Source organism: Lysobacter enzymogenes (assembly GCF_900106525.1).
GTDB lineage: Bacteria > Pseudomonadota > Gammaproteobacteria > Xanthomonadales > Xanthomonadaceae > Lysobacter > Lysobacter enzymogenes.
In genome coordinates, this window is sequence record NZ_FNOG01000009.1 from 328492 (window position 1) to 344474 (window position 15983).

Below are 15983 nucleotides of genomic sequence, written 5' to 3' on the forward strand. Positions count from 1 at the left end.
GAGCCGATGCTCCTGTGAGCAGGCCTGCTCTTATCCAAAGGCCCTCTTGGAGGGCGCTGTTTTGTGGGAGGGCCTTCAGGCCCGACGCCTTGCGCTCCGACGCGACCGACCCCACCACCCGCACCGCGCCGATTTGCCCGCCTTGGCCGCCATCGCCGCGCACACGCCGTCGTAACACCCGGTCCGCGCCGCCCCGTATCATGCGCGGCATGACCACCCCCGCCTTTCCCAGCGATGCGAGCGCCGCGCTGACCCTGGCCGGCCCGGCCGGGGCGATCGAGGCGATCGTGGAAGCGCCCGAAGCGCCGCCGCGCCCGATCGTCGCCATCGTCTGCCACCCGCTGCCGACCGAGGGCGGGACCATGCACAACAAAGTCGTGACCATGGCCGCGCGCTCGCTGCGCGAATGCGGCGCGGCCACGGTGCGCTTCAACTTCCGCGGCGTCGGCCAATCGCAGGGCCAGTTCGACCAGGGCGAAGGCGAGTGCGACGACCTGCGCGCGGTCGCCGCCTGGGTGCGCGCGCAGCGCCCCGACGCGCAGCTGTGGCTGGCCGGTTTCAGCTTCGGCGCCTACGTCTCGCTGCGCATGGCCGACGAACTGCGGCCGCGGCTGCTGCTGTCGATCGCGCCGCCGGCCGGACGCTGGGACTTCGACCGCATCGCCCCGCCGTCGGGCTATCCGTGGATCGTGATCCAGGGCGAGGCCGACGAGATCGTCGATCCCGAGGCGGTCTACGCCTGGATCGCCGGCCTGCGCCAGCCGCCGGAACTGGTGCGCATGCCCGACACCTCGCATTTCTTCCATCGCCGCCTGATCGACCTGCGCGGCGCGATCAAGAACTCGGTGCGCGCGCACCTGCCGCCGCCTATCGACGACGCCGGCGACGCGACGCCCGCCTGACCCAGGACGCTTCCCCCATGCGCCTCTCCCCCCGCCTGGCGCTGCCGCTGGCCGCCGCGCTCGTCGCGGCCGCGCTGCCGGCCGCCGCTGCCGGCATCGACTGCGCCAAGGCCGCCAACCGCAACGAACAGACCATCTGCGCCGACCCGGTGCTGCGCCAGCGCGACAGCGACCTCGCCGCCGCCTACGCCACCGCGCGCAAGGCCAGCGACTACCGCGGCGAACTCAAGAAAGACCAGCAGGCCTGGCTGCGCGAGCGCGACCGCTGCGACGGCCAACTGCGCTGCCTGCGCATGGCCTACGTCGGCCGCCTGACCGAACTCGGCCCGGCCGCGGTGTCGGGCAAGTTCGACTGGAGCGGCGAGTGGACCCGCAGCGACGGCACCGCCACGCTCGCGCTCAAGCCGGCCGGCGACGACCGCTACGAACTGGAACTGCAGGCCAGCTCCGGCGCCAACACCGGCCTGCTGTCCGGCCGCGCGCGCAAGGCCGGCGACAGCGAGATGGCGTTCAAGGGCCAGGGCGACAACGCCGCCTGCGAACTGACCTTCCACCGCTTCCACCGCCAGATCCAGATCGAGCAGCAGCACACCGGCAGCGACTGCGGCGCCGGCATGGGCGTGCACTTCAGCGGCCGCTACCTGCCCGGCCTGCCGGCGGCGGTGGCGACCACCCACTGGACCCTGCTCGACCTGGGCGTGGTGCTCAAGCCCGAAGACGACGCGCGCCTGCGCAAGCTGCTGGGCGACGACTACGACGCGCTGGTCGAACGCATGGACGTCGCCGACACCCGTGCCGACGACGAACTCAAGGCCCAGGTCACCAACGGCTACGTGCGCGGCGTCGCGGTCGACATGCGCGCGCTGCTGATCCAGGCCGCCGATGGCCGCCAATGGGCGGCGATCCGCGGCGAAGACAAGCAAGGCCACGCCGAACTGCGCTACTACAGCTCCGACCCGGCCTGGACCGGCAAGCTGCCGGCGGCGGTCGACGCGTGGTCGGACGGCTACCAGGAACAGGTGCCGGTGCGGCTGATGTCGGCCGGCGGCCGCGTGCTGCGGCCGTGAGCGCGAACTTGCGCAACGACGCGGCGACGACGCCGTCGCAGGCCTACGCCGCCGGCGTCGCCCGCGGCGACTGGGGCTTTGACCCGGCCCAGCATCCGGCCCTGCGCGAGCTCGACCGGATCCAGGCGCAGCTGCTGTCCGCGCCCGAGCCCGGCCTGTTCGACCGCCTGCGCGGCAAGCCGCGCGACGGCGTGCGCGGGCTGTACCTGTGGGGCGGCGTCGGCCGCGGCAAGACCTTCCTGATCGACCTGTTCTACGAGCAGTTGCCGATCCAGGAAAAGCGCCGCACCCACTTCCATCGCTTCATGCGCGAGGTCCACGCCCAGTTGCGCGTCCACGCCGGCCAGAGCGATCCGCTGGCCAAGATCGCGCGCGAATGGCGCGACAGCCTGCGGGTGCTGGTGCTGGACGAGTTCTTCGTCATCGACATCGGCGATGCGATGCTGCTCGGGCGCCTGCTCGAGCGCCTGTTCGCCGAAGGCGTGACCCTGGTCACCACCTCCAACATCGACCCGCCCAACCTCTACGCCGACGGCCTGCAGCGCGACCGCTTCAAGCCGGCGATCGCGCAGATCCAGGCGCATTGCCAGGTGCTGCTGCTCGACAGCCACCAGGACTACCGGCTGCGCGCGCTGACCCGCACCGCGGTGTACCGCGCGCCGCTGGACGCCGAATCCGAGACCTGGCTGGCCGGGCGCTGGCAGGAACTGGCGGCCGGCTGCGCGCCCGAATCCGGGCCGCTGCGCATCGACGACCGCGACATCCCGGTGCGCGCGCGCGCCGACGGCCACGTCTGGTTCGACTTCGCCGCGCTGTGCGAGGGCCCGCGCGCAGCCAGCGACTACATCGAGATCGCCACCGAATACCACACCGTGCTGCTCGGCGGCATCCCGCTGTTCGACGGCCGCAACGACGACCCGGCGCGGCGTTTCGTCAATCTGATCGACGAGTTCTACGACCGCCACGTCAACCTGGTGTGCACCGCCGCCGACGCGCCGACCGCGCTGTACCGCAGCGAGCGCCTGGCCGGCGCGTTCGAGCGCACCGCTTCGCGCCTGATCGAGATGCAATCGGCCGAATACCTGGCGCGCGAGCACCGCGGCTGAGCCGCGCCGGCGGCCGCCGCGCGCGGCCGGCGGCGTGAAGATCGCGTGCATTCCATTCCTGCGAATTCCGCTCCATTTCAGCCCGTTCGGCATGCTCGCCGGCGCGCGCAACCGCGCCGGCATCCGCGCATCGCCGCGCAACCGCGCGCCTGCGCGGCGCTTCGCGCGCGTTCGGGCCGGCCGGCGACTGAATGTCGCCGCATCGCCGCCGCAGCCGCGGCCGGCACACGCGAACGGCGCGCGCAAAGTTTCGCTGCGCCGCCGCACGAATCGCCGAACATGCTGTTTTCAAGGGGTTTTTTGCATCCCGCCGGCGCGCGCGGCCGCGGCCGCAGCGGCGCCGGAACCGGCGCGGCGCGGGGTTTTTCCCGCACGCGCGGACGCGACCGGACGCGCGCGACTGAAAAACCCGCATTTTTTTACGCCAAAGCTCTTGGCGACGCGGCGGGCTTGCCCTACATTCCGCCTTGCCGAGGGGTTAACCAGGCAACCCATCCATCCAACGCCGTACTACCGGAAAACACTATGGCTACGAAAAAGACCGCTGCAAAGAAGAAGGCCGCGCCGAAGGCTGCCGCCAAGACCGCCGCTCCGAAGCCGATCAAGGAAGTGCTGAGCAAGTCGGGCCTGGTCGCGCACCTGGCCGAAGCCACCGGCGTCGTCGCCAAGGACGTCCGCTCGATCCTCGGCGCGCTCGAAGGCGCCGTGCACGCCTCGATCAACAAGAAGGGCGCCGGCGCGTTCACCCTGCCGGGCATCCTGAAGATCACCGCCGTCAGCGTCGCGGCCAAGCCGAAGCGCAAGGGCATCAACCCGTTCACCAAGGAAGAGCAGTGGTTCGCCGCCAAGCCGGCCACCGTCAAGGTGAAGGTGCGCCCGCTCAAGAAGCTCAAGGACGCCGCGCTCTGATCTGCGGATGCGGCGCGCCTCGGCTCGCCGCATCGCACGTCTGCTTCGCCGGACGCCGCCTTCGGGCGGCGTTCGCGTTTGCGCCGTCCGGCGGCGCGCTGCGCAGCCGCATGCCGCGCCGGGCGGTTCCCGTATCGCCCCTCGTCGCCGGCGCTATGCCGCGACGGAAAATGAACAGGCTGAAGCGTGCGTTTAACGCTGTCCGCGCGCGGGCGCCGTGGCATAGTGCGCGCATTCGCCGTGGAGTCGTGTAGTGGATCCGATCAGCCTGGAAGACTTGGCCTTGCTGGATGTATTGCAGCGTATCGACCACGGCCACGCGCCGGACGATCACTCCCGCACCTTGCGCGAACGCCTGATCGAATCGGCGCTGGCGCACGCCGACGAAGACGGCACGCTGGCGCTGACCGACGCCGGCGTTGAGCGCTGCAAATCGCTGCGCCACCGCATGGCAGCCGACGCCGAAGCCGCGCAGGTGCTGAAGGACCGCGAGGAAGCCGCGCAGGAAACCGAAGCGCCCTGATTCTTTCGCGGCGCGACTTTGCCGTATCGGGTTTTCTGTGGCACGTTTGCCCGACCATCCGTCGGCTTCGGCGCGAAGGCGAAGCCTCGTCGGCGCCTCTTGCTTACTGCATAGTTTCGGCGCACGCCTATTGTCGCGGTCGCGGCTCGCGCCGCTCCTACAGGGGCTGCGGATCGCTTCGTACCCGACTGTAGGAGCGGCGCAAGCCGCGACCGCGACAGCGCACCTACGACGACCCCATCTACGCAATCGCCGGCAACGAACGTTGCTGTTGCTGTTGCCGTCGCTCCCCCCGCCGCCCCGAACTCGCCACAGGCAAATAGAGACCCGAAGGGCGGCGCGCAGGACGCGCGCCGTGCGCCACCCAGGCCATGGATGGCCTGTGTGGCGCATCCCTGCGAAAGCACCGAACCATAGTGGCTCTTGATTCGAAAACAGGGAAAGCGCCTTTCTTTGGTTACTTTCTTTGGCAAGACAAAGAAAGTGACCCGGCCGCTTGCGGACGGAAGCTGTTGATGTTGGCTGGTCGTCACTCGTTGCTACGAGACAAGCACAAGCAACATCAAAATGGGTTCCGGCTTTCGCCGGAATGACGGCGTGGGAGTTTCGGGTCTTCGAGTGAGTTCGGCGGAGCTACGTCGCTGCGGTTGGTCGCGACTTGCGTCGCTCCTACAGGGTCTCCGGCCAGTTTCGTATCCGGCTGTAGGAGCGGCGCAAGCCGCGACCGCGACAACGAAACGAAGACGAAACCAACGCGACACCCACGCTTTCGCAGACGCGACCCGCACTGCGCCTACAAACGCTTTGCCCGAACCCGCCGCATCGAACTACACATAGAAACATCTCGTCGCCGAACCCGCCCTTGCCCGCAAGCGATCCGTCCCGATATCGATAGTTCCGCCGCCACCGCCCCTCGCGCATGACGACGCCTTACGACCGACACCTCGCGCTGTGGAACCTCAGCGTCGACGGCACCCCCATCCACACCCACAGCAGCGACCTGCTGCCGGTGCGCCATCGCGACCGCCCGGCGATGCTCAAGATCGCGCGCGAGACCGAAGAAAAGCGCGGCGGCTTGCTGATGAACTGGTGGGACGGCGACGGCGCCGCGCGCGTCTACGCCGACGACGGCGAAGGCACGCTGTTGCTCGAGCGCGCCTGCGGGCCGCGCTCGCTGGCGCAGATGGCGCGCAACGGCCAGGACGAAGAAGCCACCCGGATCCTGTGCGACGCGGTCGCGCGCCTGCATGCGCCGCGCGCGCAGCCGGTGCCGCAGGGCCTGGCGACGCTGCGCGAATGGTTCGCCGACCTGCCGGTGTACGCGGCCAGCCACGGCGGCGTGCTGCGGCGCTGTTGGGAGATCGCGCAGGAACTGTTCGACGATCCGCGCGAAGTCGTGCCGCTGCACGGCGACATCCATCACGAGAACGTGCTCGACGCCGGCCCCGAGCGCGGCTGGATCGCGATCGACCCCAAGCGGGTGATGGGCGAACGCGGCTTCGACTACGCCAACCTGTTCACCGATCCCGACGGCGAAACCGCGCTGGCGCCCGGCAATTTCGAGCGCCGGCTGGCGGTGGTGACCGAATGCGCGCGGATCGAACGGCGGCGGATGCTGCAGTGGATCGTCGCGTTCCAGGGCTTGTCGGCGGCGTGGTTCCTCAGCGATGCGGAGCAACCGGACAAGGAATTCGCGATCATCGGCAAGGCGTTGAACGAGTTGGATCGGGTTTGAGGCGGCGAGCGAACTGAGCGGAAGGCATCGGGCCTGAAGGCCCTCCCACAGGAGCTGAGGCTCGGCGATGAAAGCCGGCGGCCGACGGCTGTTGTGGGAGGGCCTTCAGGCCCGAGGCTTTCGGCTCAGATCGCCACGCCCCTCACTGCGCCGCCGCTTCCCAACCGCCACCCAGCGCCTTGTACAGATTCACCTCCGCCGTCAGCGCATCGCCCTGCAACTGCAGCGCGGTCAACTCCGCATTGAACAGATTGCGCTGCGCGTCGAGTTCTTCCAGGTACGAGGCGTAGCCCTCGTTGTAGCGGTTGTGGGCGATGCGCAGCGCATCGGCCAGCGCCTGTTGCTGCAACACCGCCTGGTCGCGCTGCTCGCGCAAGTGGGCGATCGCCGCCATCGCGTCTTCGACTTCGGCGAACGCGGTCAGCACGGTCTTCTGGTAGCCCAGCACCGCCTGGTCGCGGCGCGCGGCGTTGGCGCGTACGCCGGCGCGCAGGCGGCCGGCGTTGAACAGCGGCGCCAGCACGCTGCCGCCCACGCTCCACACCCGGATCGGATCGCCGTGCAGCAGGCTCGATTCCAGGCTGCCGATCGAACCGGTCAGGCGCAGCGAGGGCAGCAGTTGCGCGCGCGCGGCGGCGAGGTTGGCGTCGCTGGCGGCGATCTGCGCCTCGCCCTGGGCGATGTCGGGACGGCGCCGCAGCAACTGCGACGGCACCCCGGCGGCCGGCAGCGCGGGCGCGGCGATCTGCACCAGCGGCTTGCCGCGTTCGATCGCCTGCGGCGCGCGGCCGAGCAATACCGACAGCGCGTCTTCCTGGCGCCGGATCGCCAGCTCCAGCTGCGGCACCACCTGCGCGGTGGCGCGGTATTCGGCCTGGGCCTGGGCCAGCTCCAGGCGCGAGGTGTAGCCGGTGTCGTAGCGGCGCTGGGCCAGCTTGAGCGCGTTCTCGCGCGAAGCCAGGGTGCGCCGCGCCACGTCCAGGCGCGCGTCGCTGGCGCGCAGGCCGATGTAGTTTGAGGCGGCCGCCGCGGCGACGCTCAGGCGCACGCTGTCGGCGCCGGTCTGACTGGCCAGCAGGTTGGCGCGCGCGGCTTCAGTCAGCGAGCTCAGACGGCCCCACAAGTCGATTTCGTAGGCGGCTTGGAACTGCGGCTGGCTGACGGTCGATAGATTCGGCCGGCCGGTCGCCGCGCTCACGCTGCGCGAGCGCGTGGCGCTGCCGGCCAGGTCCAGCGTCGGCCATTGCTGCGCGCCCTGCGCGTCGAGCAGCGCGCGCGCTTCGGCCACGCGCGCGACGGCCAGACGCAGGTCGGTGTTGCGTTCCAGCGCGGTGTCGACCAGTTGCGTCAGCGCCGGGTCGTTGTAGCCGCGCCACCAGTCGCGCTGCACCGCGGCGCCTGCCCCGGGCGCGTCGCGCCAGGCCGCGGGCGGCGCGTCGAAGGTCGGCGGCGGGGCGACGCTTACGCAGGCGCCGAGCAGCGCGGCGGCGGCGCCGAGCGCGGCGGTGCGGATCGCGGTGCGCGCGCGGCTCATCGGGTCGCGGCTCCGCTGTTCTCGGGCGCGCGGTACGCGGGCGCATTGCCCATCGGTGCGTTGCTCGATGGCGCGCCGCTCGCCGGCGCATCCGGCGCAGGCGCACCGCCCTTCGCCCCCGCACCATTGTCGGCCTGCAGCGCCGGCACCGAGGCATCGCGCGCGGCGTCGGCCGCTGCGGCTTGCTCGGCGCGATGCACCGCCGCTTCGTCGATCTTGCTCGCGGTATCGACCGTAGCCTCCACCGACATGCCCGGCCGCAGCCGCGCGGCCAGTTCGCGCTCGCCGGCGCCGTCGCCGGGCTCGACCGCGATGCGCACCGGCAAACGCTGGGCGACCTTGGTGAAGTTGCCGGTGGCGTTGTCGGTCTTGATCACGCTGAATTCCGAACCGGTCGCCGGCGAAATCCGCTCGACCCGTCCGCGCAGGGTCTTGCCGTCGAGCGCGTCGACCCGGAACCACGCCGCCTGCCCGGGGCGGATCGCCGCGGTCTGCGATTCCTTGAAGTTCGCTACCACCCACACCCGGTGCGGCACCAACTGCATCAGCTGGGTGCCCGGGGTGACGTACTGGCCCAGGCGCACGCCGATCTCGCCGAGCTGACCGTCCTGCGGCGCCAGGATGCGGGTGTTGGCCAAGTCGATCTCGGCCAGCTTCAACGCGGCACGCGCGTTGGCCACCGCCGCGCTCAGCGCGTCGCGGTTGACGATCACCGAACGCACGTCCTCGTCGGCCGAACGCCGCGCGGCCTGGGCCTGGCCCATCGAGGCTTCGGCCTGGCGCAACGCCGCCAGCGTCTGGTCGCGCTCGCGCTTGGACAGCGAGCCGTCGCCGACCAGCGCCTCGGCCCGGCGCATATCGGCCTGGGCGCGGGCCAGATTGGCCTGCGCCGCCTTGAGCTGCGCCTCCACGTTCGCCACCGCGGCTTCGCGCACGCGCTGGGCCTGGGTGGAGTTGGCGAGATTGGCGTCCTGCGCGGCGAGGTTGGCGCGGGCCTGGTCGACGCGCTGGCGGTAGTTGCGCGCGTCCAGTTCGACCAGCACCTGCCCGGCCTTGACCTGCATGTAGTCCTGCACTCGCACCTGGGCGACGTAGCCGTCGACCTTGGGCGCGATCACGGTGACGCTACCGCGCACGTAGGCGTTCTCGGTGGTCTGGCGCGCGCTGGAGAACGGCCACAGCCGCCAGGCGTAGAGGATCACCAGCACGGCCAGCAGCGCGATCAGCAGCGCCGGCATGGTGGCTTTGGATTTGAAGGGCGTCTTCAGGGGCATGGGGCGTCCTTCGGGTCAGGTGCCGGGAGAGGGAATCGGAGCGGCCGGCGGCGATTGCAGCGCAGGCGGCGTCGCCGCGGCGTCGCGGTTCGCCGGCGGCGGCGCCGCAGCCGGCGGACCGAACGGCCCGGGCACCTGCGAGGCGAAGCTCACCACGGTGTGCCCGCGCCGCCACAGGTGCCACTTCAGCAGCAGCACCCACACCAGCACCGCCGCAGCCAACCATGCCACCGCCAGGAACACGTCGTTGTAGGCCAGCACCCAGGCTTCGCGGGTGACCTGCTGATTGAACGAGACCAGCCCCTGGTTGGCGCGCGCCGCGCCGTCGCCGAGCACGCGCGCGACCGCGCCGCCGAGTTGCTGGGTGCGCAGCGCCACTTGCGGATCGGCCAGCGTGGCCTGCTGCATCAGGTGTTGGTAATGCGCGGTCTGGCGCTGGGCCAGATAGGTGCCCAGCACCGCCGAGCCGAGCAGGCCGCCGAGCGCATTGGTGGTGCTGAACAAGACGATGAAGGTGACCAGGTTGCGCAGCCCGTCGGCGACCACGCGCACCAGCGCCAGCAGGATCGAGGAGGCCAGGAACATCGAGGCCGCCATCGCGATCAGGGTCTGGGTGAGGTAGAAGTTCTCCGGCCGGGTCAGGTTGGTCGCGTGCGAATCCACGTAGGCGCAGACGCCGACGATGGCCACCGCGATCAAGCCGAGCAGGTCGAAGCGCTGCTTGGGCAGGAACAGCAAGGTCACCACGAAGCCGCCGACCGTGCCCAGCAGCACCAGCCAGAACAACGTGTGCATCTGCTCGTTGAGCAGGCCCAGCACGTTGAGCAGGCCGACCGCGCCGACCGACTGCTCCGACAGCACCATGCGCGACAGCGTGATCGCCAGCCCCAGCCGCACCATGTAGCCGCCGTGCAGCAGCCAGCGCAGGTTGACCATGGGCTTGGAGCGGTTGATCTCGACGATCACGAACAAGCCCGCGCACAGCGCCGCCGCGGCCAGGCATTCGCCCAGCCACGGCGTGTCCAGCCACCAGCGCAGCCGGCCCTGGGTCAGCACCACGGTGAACAAGGCGATGGCGCTGGCGTAGAGCGGGAAGCTGACGATGTCCAGGCCGTCGAACATCGGCTGGCGCGGCACCGGGGTGACCCGCAGCAGGTTTATCGCGGCGAAGCAGGCCAGCGCCAGCCCGAGTTCGAACATCACCACGCCGTGCCACTGGCCGTTGAGGAACAGGCTCTCTGCGATGATCCGCGACACCGGCGCGCCGGTCTGCAGCGCGGCGAAGCCGAACATCAGCCCGATCACTTTCTTCGGGCCGCTGAAGACCTCGGCCATGTACAGCACGGTCAGCGAGCTCAGCGGCGCGGCGGCGATGCCGAGCGCGGCGCGCGCAGCGATGGCCGAGCTCAGGTCGTTGGCGACCAGGTGCACGATCGCGGCGAACACGAACAGGCCGATGGCCAGATCGGCGAACAGGCGCAGGCCGTAGTGCAGGCGGAACTTGGTCAGCAGCAGGCTGGCGGGGATGTTGGTGGCGAAGTAGGCGGTCAGCAGCCACGCGCCCTCGGCCGTGGTCGCGCCCAGCGCGCCCTGCACCTGCGGCAGGTTGGAGGCGACCAGGTTCATGCCCAGGCTCTGGGTCAGGCCGAGCAGCAGCGAGATCGCGACGAATGCGGCCATGCGCCAGCGCGGCATCGGCGTCGGCGCAGCCGGCGGGCCGGGTGGCGCAGCGGCGGGCGGCAGGGTGCCGGCGGGCGCGCCCGCGGACGGCGCTGCGGACGCCGGCTTGCCGGACGAGAACGGGCCGGGCGCGGGCACGGAGGCGGAAGACGGCAGGGCCGCCGCGTCCGGCCTCGCGGAATCGGTGCGGGCGGCGGCGATGCTGGAGGAATCGGACACGGCGGTGGCGGCGGTGCTGGCCATCTGCAGGCGCGCGGCTCCCGCATGCGTTGGCGTTGCAATGGGTTAGTAGGCAACAGCGGACGGTCAACGATCAAGCGCGCGCGAGGCGGCCGGCTTGTCCGTGCGAGTCCGCTTTCCCCTGACGGCCTATGTTGCCGTTACGGCGTCGCGGGGATGTGACGGCAAGCGCATTGCGGCTATCGTGGCGACGCGGCCGCGCCGGATTCGTGGGGAAACCGGCGCCGCCGCGCACCGGGGACACGGCATGAGCGAGGCAGAAGAAGATCCCTATCGCCGCGATCCCGCCCGGCCCGCCGCGCGCGGCGCGCTGCAGCTCGGCGACGCGCCGCTGCACTTCAACACCTCGCGCAGTGAGCGCAACCTCGAGGCGGTCGGCCGCGGCGGCTGGCTGATCGCGGTGGCGGTGATGCTGGCGTGGTCGCTGCTGTACGGCATCGTCAACCTCGCCGGCCTGACCTTGATGCTGGCCTCGCCGGAGCTGGACGCGAACAAGCATGCCGCGTTGCAATTCTTCGTCCTGGTCAGCGGCGCGATGTTCGTGTTCAACCTCGCGGTGCTGGCGCTGTACGGCATGAAGTCGCCATGGTTTCCGCGCGCTTACGTGGCCTGGTTGGGCGTCGACCTGGTCGCGATGGCGGTCGCCTACGGCCTGCTGGCCCAGGCCACCGGCGGCGGCTTCCTCGGCGTGGCCATCGCCGCCGTGATCGCGCGCGCGCTGTTCTGGAACGGCCCGTGGATCGCCTACGCCATCATGTCCGACCGGGTGAAGAACACCTTCGTCGCCCGCCGCGGCTGAGCGCGTCCGCACGGGCGTGCGATGCGATTGCGTGACTTCCGCCACGCAGGCCGCGCAGCCGCGCTGCCTATAGTGGCCGGCCTGCGCCCCGCATCCGTAAGGACACGCCATGCCTGCTTTGCGTCCCCTCGCCGTCGCGCTCGCGTTGACCGTCGCCAGCGCCGCCGCTGCCGCCGCGCCCGCGCCGGCCGAACCGGCATCGACCGAACTAGAAGCGGCCACCGACAGGATCTTCGCCCAGTGGAACCGCCCCGACACGCCCGGCTGCGGCATGGCGGTGTTCCGCGACGGCGCGGTCGCGTTCCACAAGGGCTACGGCCAGGCCAACCTGGAACTGGGCGTGCCGATTAGCGCCGACACTGTGTTCGACATCGGCTCGACCTCCAAGCAGTTCACCGCCGCGTCGGTGCTGTTGCTGGAACGCGACGGCAAGCTGTCGCTCGACGACGACGTGCGCAAGTACGTGCCCGAGCTGCCCGACTACGGCCAGACCATCACCCTGCGCCACCTGCTCCAGCACACCAGCGGCCTGCGCGATTACCTGGTGCTGCAACTGCTGTCCGGCATCGCCTACGACGACTACAGCACCGACCGGCAGACGCTGGACCTGCTGTCGCGGCAGAAGTCGCTCAACTTCGCCCCGGGCAGCGACTACGTCTACAGCAACACCGGCTATTTCCTCGCCGCCGAAGTGGTAAAGCGCGTGTCCGGCAAGCCGCTGGCGCAGTTCGCGCGCGAGCGCATCTTCGAACCCTTAAGGATGCGCAACACCCGCTACCGCGACGACCACACCCTGCCGGTGCGCGGCCGCGCCAGCGCCTACAGCAAGGCCGAAACCGCCCCCGGCCAACCGCCGCGCAGCGGGATCGAGCGCTACCGCATCGATGTTTCGAACTGGGACCAGGTCGGCGACGGCTCGGTGCTGACCACGGTCGCCGACCTGCAACGCTGGGACGAGAATTTCTATCGCCCGGTGGTCGGCGACGCCGCACTGCTGGCGCGCCTGCAGCAGCCGGGTAAGCTCGTCAACGGCGAGCCGATCGATTACGCGCTGGGCTTGATGATCGGCGAACAGCGCGGGCTCAAGACCGTCCAGCACGGCGGCGCCTGGGGCGGTTACCGCGCCCAGTTGCTGCGTTATCCGCAGCGGCATCTGTCGGTGGCGACGCTGTGCAACATGGCCACCGCCGATCCCGAAACCCTGGCCCAGCGCACCGCCGAGCTGTGGCTGGGCCTGCCGCCCGAGCCCGGCGCGCAAGCCGCGCAACGCGCCACGGTGGCGATGCCGGCGGCGGCGATGCAGCGCTGGGCCGGCTCGTACCGCAACCCCAAGACCGGCAGCGTGCGCCGCATCGCCTGGAACGAGGGCGAACTGGAACTGCACGCCTTCGGCGACAGCTTCGCGATGCGGCCGGTCGGCAAGGACGAATTCGATGTCGACGGCGGCCCGATCCAGGCGCTGGGCTTCCGCGATCCCGGCCGCGGCCGCCCGCGCGTGCTGATCCAGTCGGCCGGCGGCGAGCGCGTCGAGTTCGAGGCGCTGCCCGAGTTCAAGCCCGACGCGGCGGCGCTGGCGGCCTATGCCGGCGATTACCGCTGCGAAGAACTCGGCCGCGATTACCGCCTGAGCGCGATCGATGGCGCCCTGCACCTGCACGACGCGCGCATCGCGCCGGAACGGCTGGACCCGCTGGAACGCGACACCTTCACCCAGGACGGCGTGACCTTCCGCTTCAAGCGCGACGCGGCCGGCGCGATCGACAGCGTGTCGCTCGACGTCGGCCGGGTCCGCGACCTGCGCTGCCAGCGCCGCTGAGGCCGGTCGGCACGCACGCGCAGCGGTTATCTTGACCGCTGTCGCGGCGAACACGGACGCGGACGGGGGCCAACGGACATGAACAACGCGGATCCTTACCGGCGCATGCCGGCCGCCGGGGCGAAGCAGGGCCACGCCGCGCCCGCGCCCGCAGGCTTCGGACCGCCGCGACCGCGCCCCGAAGGACTCGGCGGCTGGCTGGCGGTGCTCGCGGTCGTACTGTTGCTGTGGCTGGCAGCAGGGGCCGCGGTGTTCGCCGCGATCCTGATACTGATGAGCTCCTCGCATGCCCCCACCGGGGACGGGTTGATCCGGGCGCAGTACCTGCTGGCCACCAGCGGCACGCTGTTCTTGGTGAAATTGGCGGTGCTGGCGCTGCTGTGGCTCAGGTCGCGATGGTTTGCGCGCGTATTCGTCGCGTGGCTGATCGTCGACCTCGTCGTCTCCGCGGTCTTCTGGATCGCCGTTGAGACCGTTCCCGCCGAAACTGTCTTGTCCGTATCGCTGCTGTGCGCCGCGCGACTGGTGTGGAACGGCGGCTGGATCGCCTACGCGCTGAAGTCCGAACGCGTGCGCAATACGTTTTCCGCCCGCCCGCGCTGATCCGAGCGCCGCGGCGCCCGGATCAGCGCGCCACCCCGCGCCGGCGCAACGCGAGCACGCCGTACAAGGCCACCAGCGCCAGCAACGACACGACGATGGCCAGCCACTGCGCCAGGCTCATCGTCGCCAGGATCGCCGCCATCACCGCCACCGCCAGCAGCGGCATCGGCCAACTGCCTCCGGGCAGGCGGAACGGTTCGCCGGCGCCGCGCAGGTCGCGCGCCTGCGCGCGCCAGGCCGCGACCGCGACCGCGGCGAACAGCAGGCAGATCGCGCCGCCGGAAATCAGCGCCAGGGTCTCGAAGTTGCCGATCAGCGCCAGCGCCAGGGCGATGCCGGCATGGGCCAGCAGGCCCGTGCGCGGCACGTGGTAGCGCGCGTCGACCCGGCCGAACGCGGCCGGCAGGTAGCCGTCGCGGCCCAGCGCGAACAACAGGCGCGAGGACGAGAACAGGTTGCCCATCAGGAAGCCGGCCATCGACACGCCCGCGGTCGCCAGCAGCAGGCCGTGCGCCGGCGCCCACCACGCGCCGGCGGCGTCGGCGAGCGGCGCGCCGCTGCCGTCCAGGCGCGCGCCGAGCATCGCCTGGCAGGCCAGCTGGATGCCGATGTACAGCAGCACCACCAGCACGATCGCCGACAGCGTCGCGCGCGGCACGTGGCGCGACGGGTCGCGCACTTCGCCGGTCGGCACCAGCGCGGTTTCCATCCCTGAGTAGGCGAACACCACCAGCACCATCGACGAACCCAGCGCGCCCCAGCCCGGCCACGCCGCGGCGCCGAGCTGGCCCCAGTCGACGAACAGCAGGCCGAGCCCGGCGAGCGCAAACAGCGGCGCCAGCTTCAGCGTGGCCAACAGCACGATCATGCGCGCGCCGAGCTTCACCCCGAACGCGTTGAGCGCGAACAGCGCCGCATAAACCGCAGCGATGAAAGCCGCGCGCGGCAACGGCTCGCGCAGCGCCGCCCAGGCGTTGCCGGCCTGCTCGGCCAGCGCCGCGGCGACGCCGGCGCTGGAAGAGGTATTGCACACCCACATCAACGCCCCAGCCAGGAACCCGGCAAACGGCCCGAACGCCGCGCCGACGAAGGTATACGGCCCGCCGGTGGCCGCGGCGCGGCTGCCGACCGCGGCGAAGCACAGCGCGATCGGCACGATCGCCAGCGCCCCGGCCACGAACACCAGCGGCGCACTCGCCCCAAGCCGGCCATACAACAACGCCGGCAACATGAATATGCCGGCGCCGACGATGATGTTGACGATGGACGCGCCAAGCTGGAACGGACCGAGCGCGCGCACCAGGGCGGCGTCGCCGTGCAGAGACTTGGGCGCTGCGCTGGCGTGCGGGACGGCGGATGCGACATCGTTCATGAGCGACTCCCCGGCGATCCGCCGCAGCCTCGCATGCGCGGCGCGGAAATGCGAGGCGGTTGCCGCATGCGGACGCGGATACATTGGGGAGGCGGCGTTCCGGCGGACTTCGCACCGGCCGCGGTCAACCGAAGCGACGCAGCTCCACCTTAACTCCCGAAGCCTCGCACCCGCCACGCCGTCATTCCGAAGAAAGCCGGAATACAACCGCAGCGACGCAGCCACGTCCGAAGCCCCGCAACCTCCAGCCCGTCATGCCGACAAAAGCCGGAACTCACGCTGCCGTTGCCCTAGCCCTTGCCGTTGCTCGTCGCTCCCCCCGCCGCCCCGAACTCGCCACAGGCAACCGTAGACCCGAAGGGCGGCGCGCAGGACGCGCGCCGTGCGCCACCCAGGCCATGGATGGCCTGTGTGGCGCATCCC

Annotated in this window: 14 protein-coding genes; 10 read left to right on the plus strand and 4 right to left on the minus strand. The window is 70.8% G+C overall.

Translation table 11 applies throughout. From position 1 onward, the window contains the following. Positions 1-209 precede the first annotated feature (209 nt). The 6 genes from BLU84_RS21695 to BLU84_RS21720 all read left to right on the plus strand — a co-directional run bounded on the left by BLU84_RS21695 (position 210) and on the right by BLU84_RS21720 (position 6242). A complete protein-coding gene (locus BLU84_RS21695) occupies positions 210-902 on the plus strand; it encodes an alpha/beta hydrolase (RefSeq protein WP_074872028.1) in 693 nt (230 codons plus the stop codon). Positions 903-919: 17 nt separating this feature from the next. After that, positions 920-1969: a lysozyme inhibitor LprI family protein gene (locus BLU84_RS27865; protein ID WP_074872032.1), complete on the plus strand. Its 1050-nt coding sequence runs from the start codon at positions 920-922 to the stop codon at positions 1967-1969. Further along, positions 1966-3075 (plus strand): cell division protein ZapE, encoded by a 1110-nt coding sequence (gene zapE, locus BLU84_RS21705; RefSeq protein WP_233431200.1) that lies wholly within the window; start codon positions 1966-1968, stop codon positions 3073-3075. Before BLU84_RS27865 ends, zapE begins: the two co-directional genes overlap by 4 nt. Before the next feature lie 525 nt (positions 3076-3600). Next, entirely contained in the window at positions 3601-3984 is a 384-nt protein-coding gene (locus BLU84_RS21710) for an HU family DNA-binding protein (RefSeq protein ID WP_074872034.1), read from the plus strand. A 253-nt stretch (positions 3985-4237) separates the two neighbouring features. Beyond that, complete coding sequence (locus tag BLU84_RS21715; protein WP_074872036.1) at positions 4238-4507, plus strand: hypothetical protein; 270 nt, start codon at positions 4238-4240, stop codon at positions 4505-4507. Positions 4508-5426: 919 nt separating this feature from the next. Next, the gene (locus BLU84_RS21720) at positions 5427-6242 is read left to right on the plus strand and encodes an aminoglycoside phosphotransferase family protein (RefSeq protein ID WP_074872037.1); all 816 of its coding nucleotides are present in this window, start codon (positions 5427-5429) and stop codon (positions 6240-6242) included. 142 nt (positions 6243-6384) lie between these two features. On the opposite strand, the gene BLU84_RS21725 is transcribed toward BLU84_RS21720, so the two are convergent. Genes BLU84_RS21725 through BLU84_RS21735 form a run of 3 tightly spaced genes read right to left on the minus strand, consistent with a single transcriptional unit; the run spans position 6385 to position 10730 of the window. Continuing rightward, a complete protein-coding gene (locus BLU84_RS21725; protein WP_074872039.1) occupies positions 6385-7776 on the minus strand; it encodes an efflux transporter outer membrane subunit in 1392 nt (463 codons plus the stop codon). Continuing rightward, positions 7773-9050, minus strand: coding sequence for an HlyD family secretion protein (locus BLU84_RS21730; protein WP_074872041.1), 1278 nt, complete (start codon positions 9048-9050; stop codon positions 7773-7775). Before BLU84_RS21730 ends, BLU84_RS21725 begins: the two co-directional genes overlap by 4 nt. A 15-nt stretch (positions 9051-9065) precedes the next feature. Then, complete coding sequence (locus BLU84_RS21735; RefSeq protein WP_139175183.1) at positions 9066-10730, minus strand: efflux MFS transporter permease; 1665 nt, start codon at positions 10728-10730, stop codon at positions 9066-9068. Here BLU84_RS21735 and BLU84_RS21740 point away from each other — a divergent pair. The 4 genes from BLU84_RS21740 (at position 10729) to BLU84_RS21755 (ending at position 14188) form a co-directional block, all read left to right on the plus strand. Then, on the plus strand, positions 10729-11019 hold the full coding sequence (locus BLU84_RS21740) for a hypothetical protein (RefSeq protein WP_074872045.1): 291 nt from the start codon (positions 10729-10731) through the stop codon (positions 11017-11019). The two genes, BLU84_RS21735 and BLU84_RS21740, sit on opposite strands and share 2 nt — an antisense overlap. A gap of 198 nt (positions 11020-11217) precedes the next feature. Further along, on the plus strand, positions 11218-11769 hold the full coding sequence (locus BLU84_RS21745; RefSeq protein WP_074872047.1) for a DUF2569 family protein: 552 nt from the start codon (positions 11218-11220) through the stop codon (positions 11767-11769). 109 nt (positions 11770-11878) lie between these two features. Continuing rightward, positions 11879-13585, plus strand: a complete 1707-nt coding sequence (locus tag BLU84_RS21750; RefSeq protein WP_083382998.1) for a serine hydrolase domain-containing protein — start codon at positions 11879-11881, stop codon at positions 13583-13585. 78 nt (positions 13586-13663) lie between these two features. Further along, complete coding sequence (locus tag BLU84_RS21755) at positions 13664-14188, plus strand: DUF2569 family protein (RefSeq protein WP_074872050.1); 525 nt, start codon at positions 13664-13666, stop codon at positions 14186-14188. A gap of 22 nt (positions 14189-14210) precedes the next feature. On the opposite strand, the gene BLU84_RS21760 is transcribed toward BLU84_RS21755, so the two are convergent. Then, complete coding sequence (locus tag BLU84_RS21760) at positions 14211-15560, minus strand: APC family permease (RefSeq protein ID WP_074872052.1); 1350 nt, start codon at positions 15558-15560, stop codon at positions 14211-14213. Positions 15561-15983 lie beyond the last annotated feature (423 nt).

What these genes read in the sequence shown, in the direction of transcription:
- BLU84_RS21695 (WP_074872028.1), top strand. Translation starts at nt 210, where the DNA reads ATGACCACCCCCGCCTTTCCCAGCGATGCGAGCGCCGCGCTGACCCTG.
- BLU84_RS27865 (WP_074872032.1), top strand. Translation starts at nt 920, where the DNA reads ATGCGCCTCTCCCCCCGCCTGGCGCTGCCGCTGGCCGCCGCGCTCGTC.
- BLU84_RS21710 (WP_074872034.1), top strand. Translation starts at nt 3,601, where the DNA reads ATGGCTACGAAAAAGACCGCTGCAAAGAAGAAGGCCGCGCCGAAGGCT.
- BLU84_RS21720 (WP_074872037.1), top strand. Translation starts at nt 5,427, where the DNA reads ATGACGACGCCTTACGACCGACACCTCGCGCTGTGGAACCTCAGCGTC.
- BLU84_RS21725 (WP_074872039.1), bottom strand. Translation starts at nt 7,776, where the DNA reads ATGAGCCGCGCGCGCACCGCGATCCGCACCGCCGCGCTCGGCGCCGCC.
- BLU84_RS21730 (WP_074872041.1), bottom strand. Translation starts at nt 9,050, where the DNA reads ATGCCCCTGAAGACGCCCTTCAAATCCAAAGCCACCATGCCGGCGCTG.
- BLU84_RS21740 (WP_074872045.1), top strand. Translation starts at nt 10,729, where the DNA reads ATGCGCCAGCGCGGCATCGGCGTCGGCGCAGCCGGCGGGCCGGGTGGC.
- BLU84_RS21735 (WP_139175183.1), bottom strand. Translation starts at nt 10,730, where the DNA reads ATGGCCGCATTCGTCGCGATCTCGCTGCTGCTCGGCCTGACCCAGAGC.
- BLU84_RS21745 (WP_074872047.1), top strand. Translation starts at nt 11,218, where the DNA reads ATGAGCGAGGCAGAAGAAGATCCCTATCGCCGCGATCCCGCCCGGCCC.
- BLU84_RS21750 (WP_083382998.1), top strand. Translation starts at nt 11,879, where the DNA reads ATGCCTGCTTTGCGTCCCCTCGCCGTCGCGCTCGCGTTGACCGTCGCC.
- BLU84_RS21755 (WP_074872050.1), top strand. Translation starts at nt 13,664, where the DNA reads ATGAACAACGCGGATCCTTACCGGCGCATGCCGGCCGCCGGGGCGAAG.
- BLU84_RS21760 (WP_074872052.1), bottom strand. Translation starts at nt 15,560, where the DNA reads ATGAACGATGTCGCATCCGCCGTCCCGCACGCCAGCGCAGCGCCCAAG.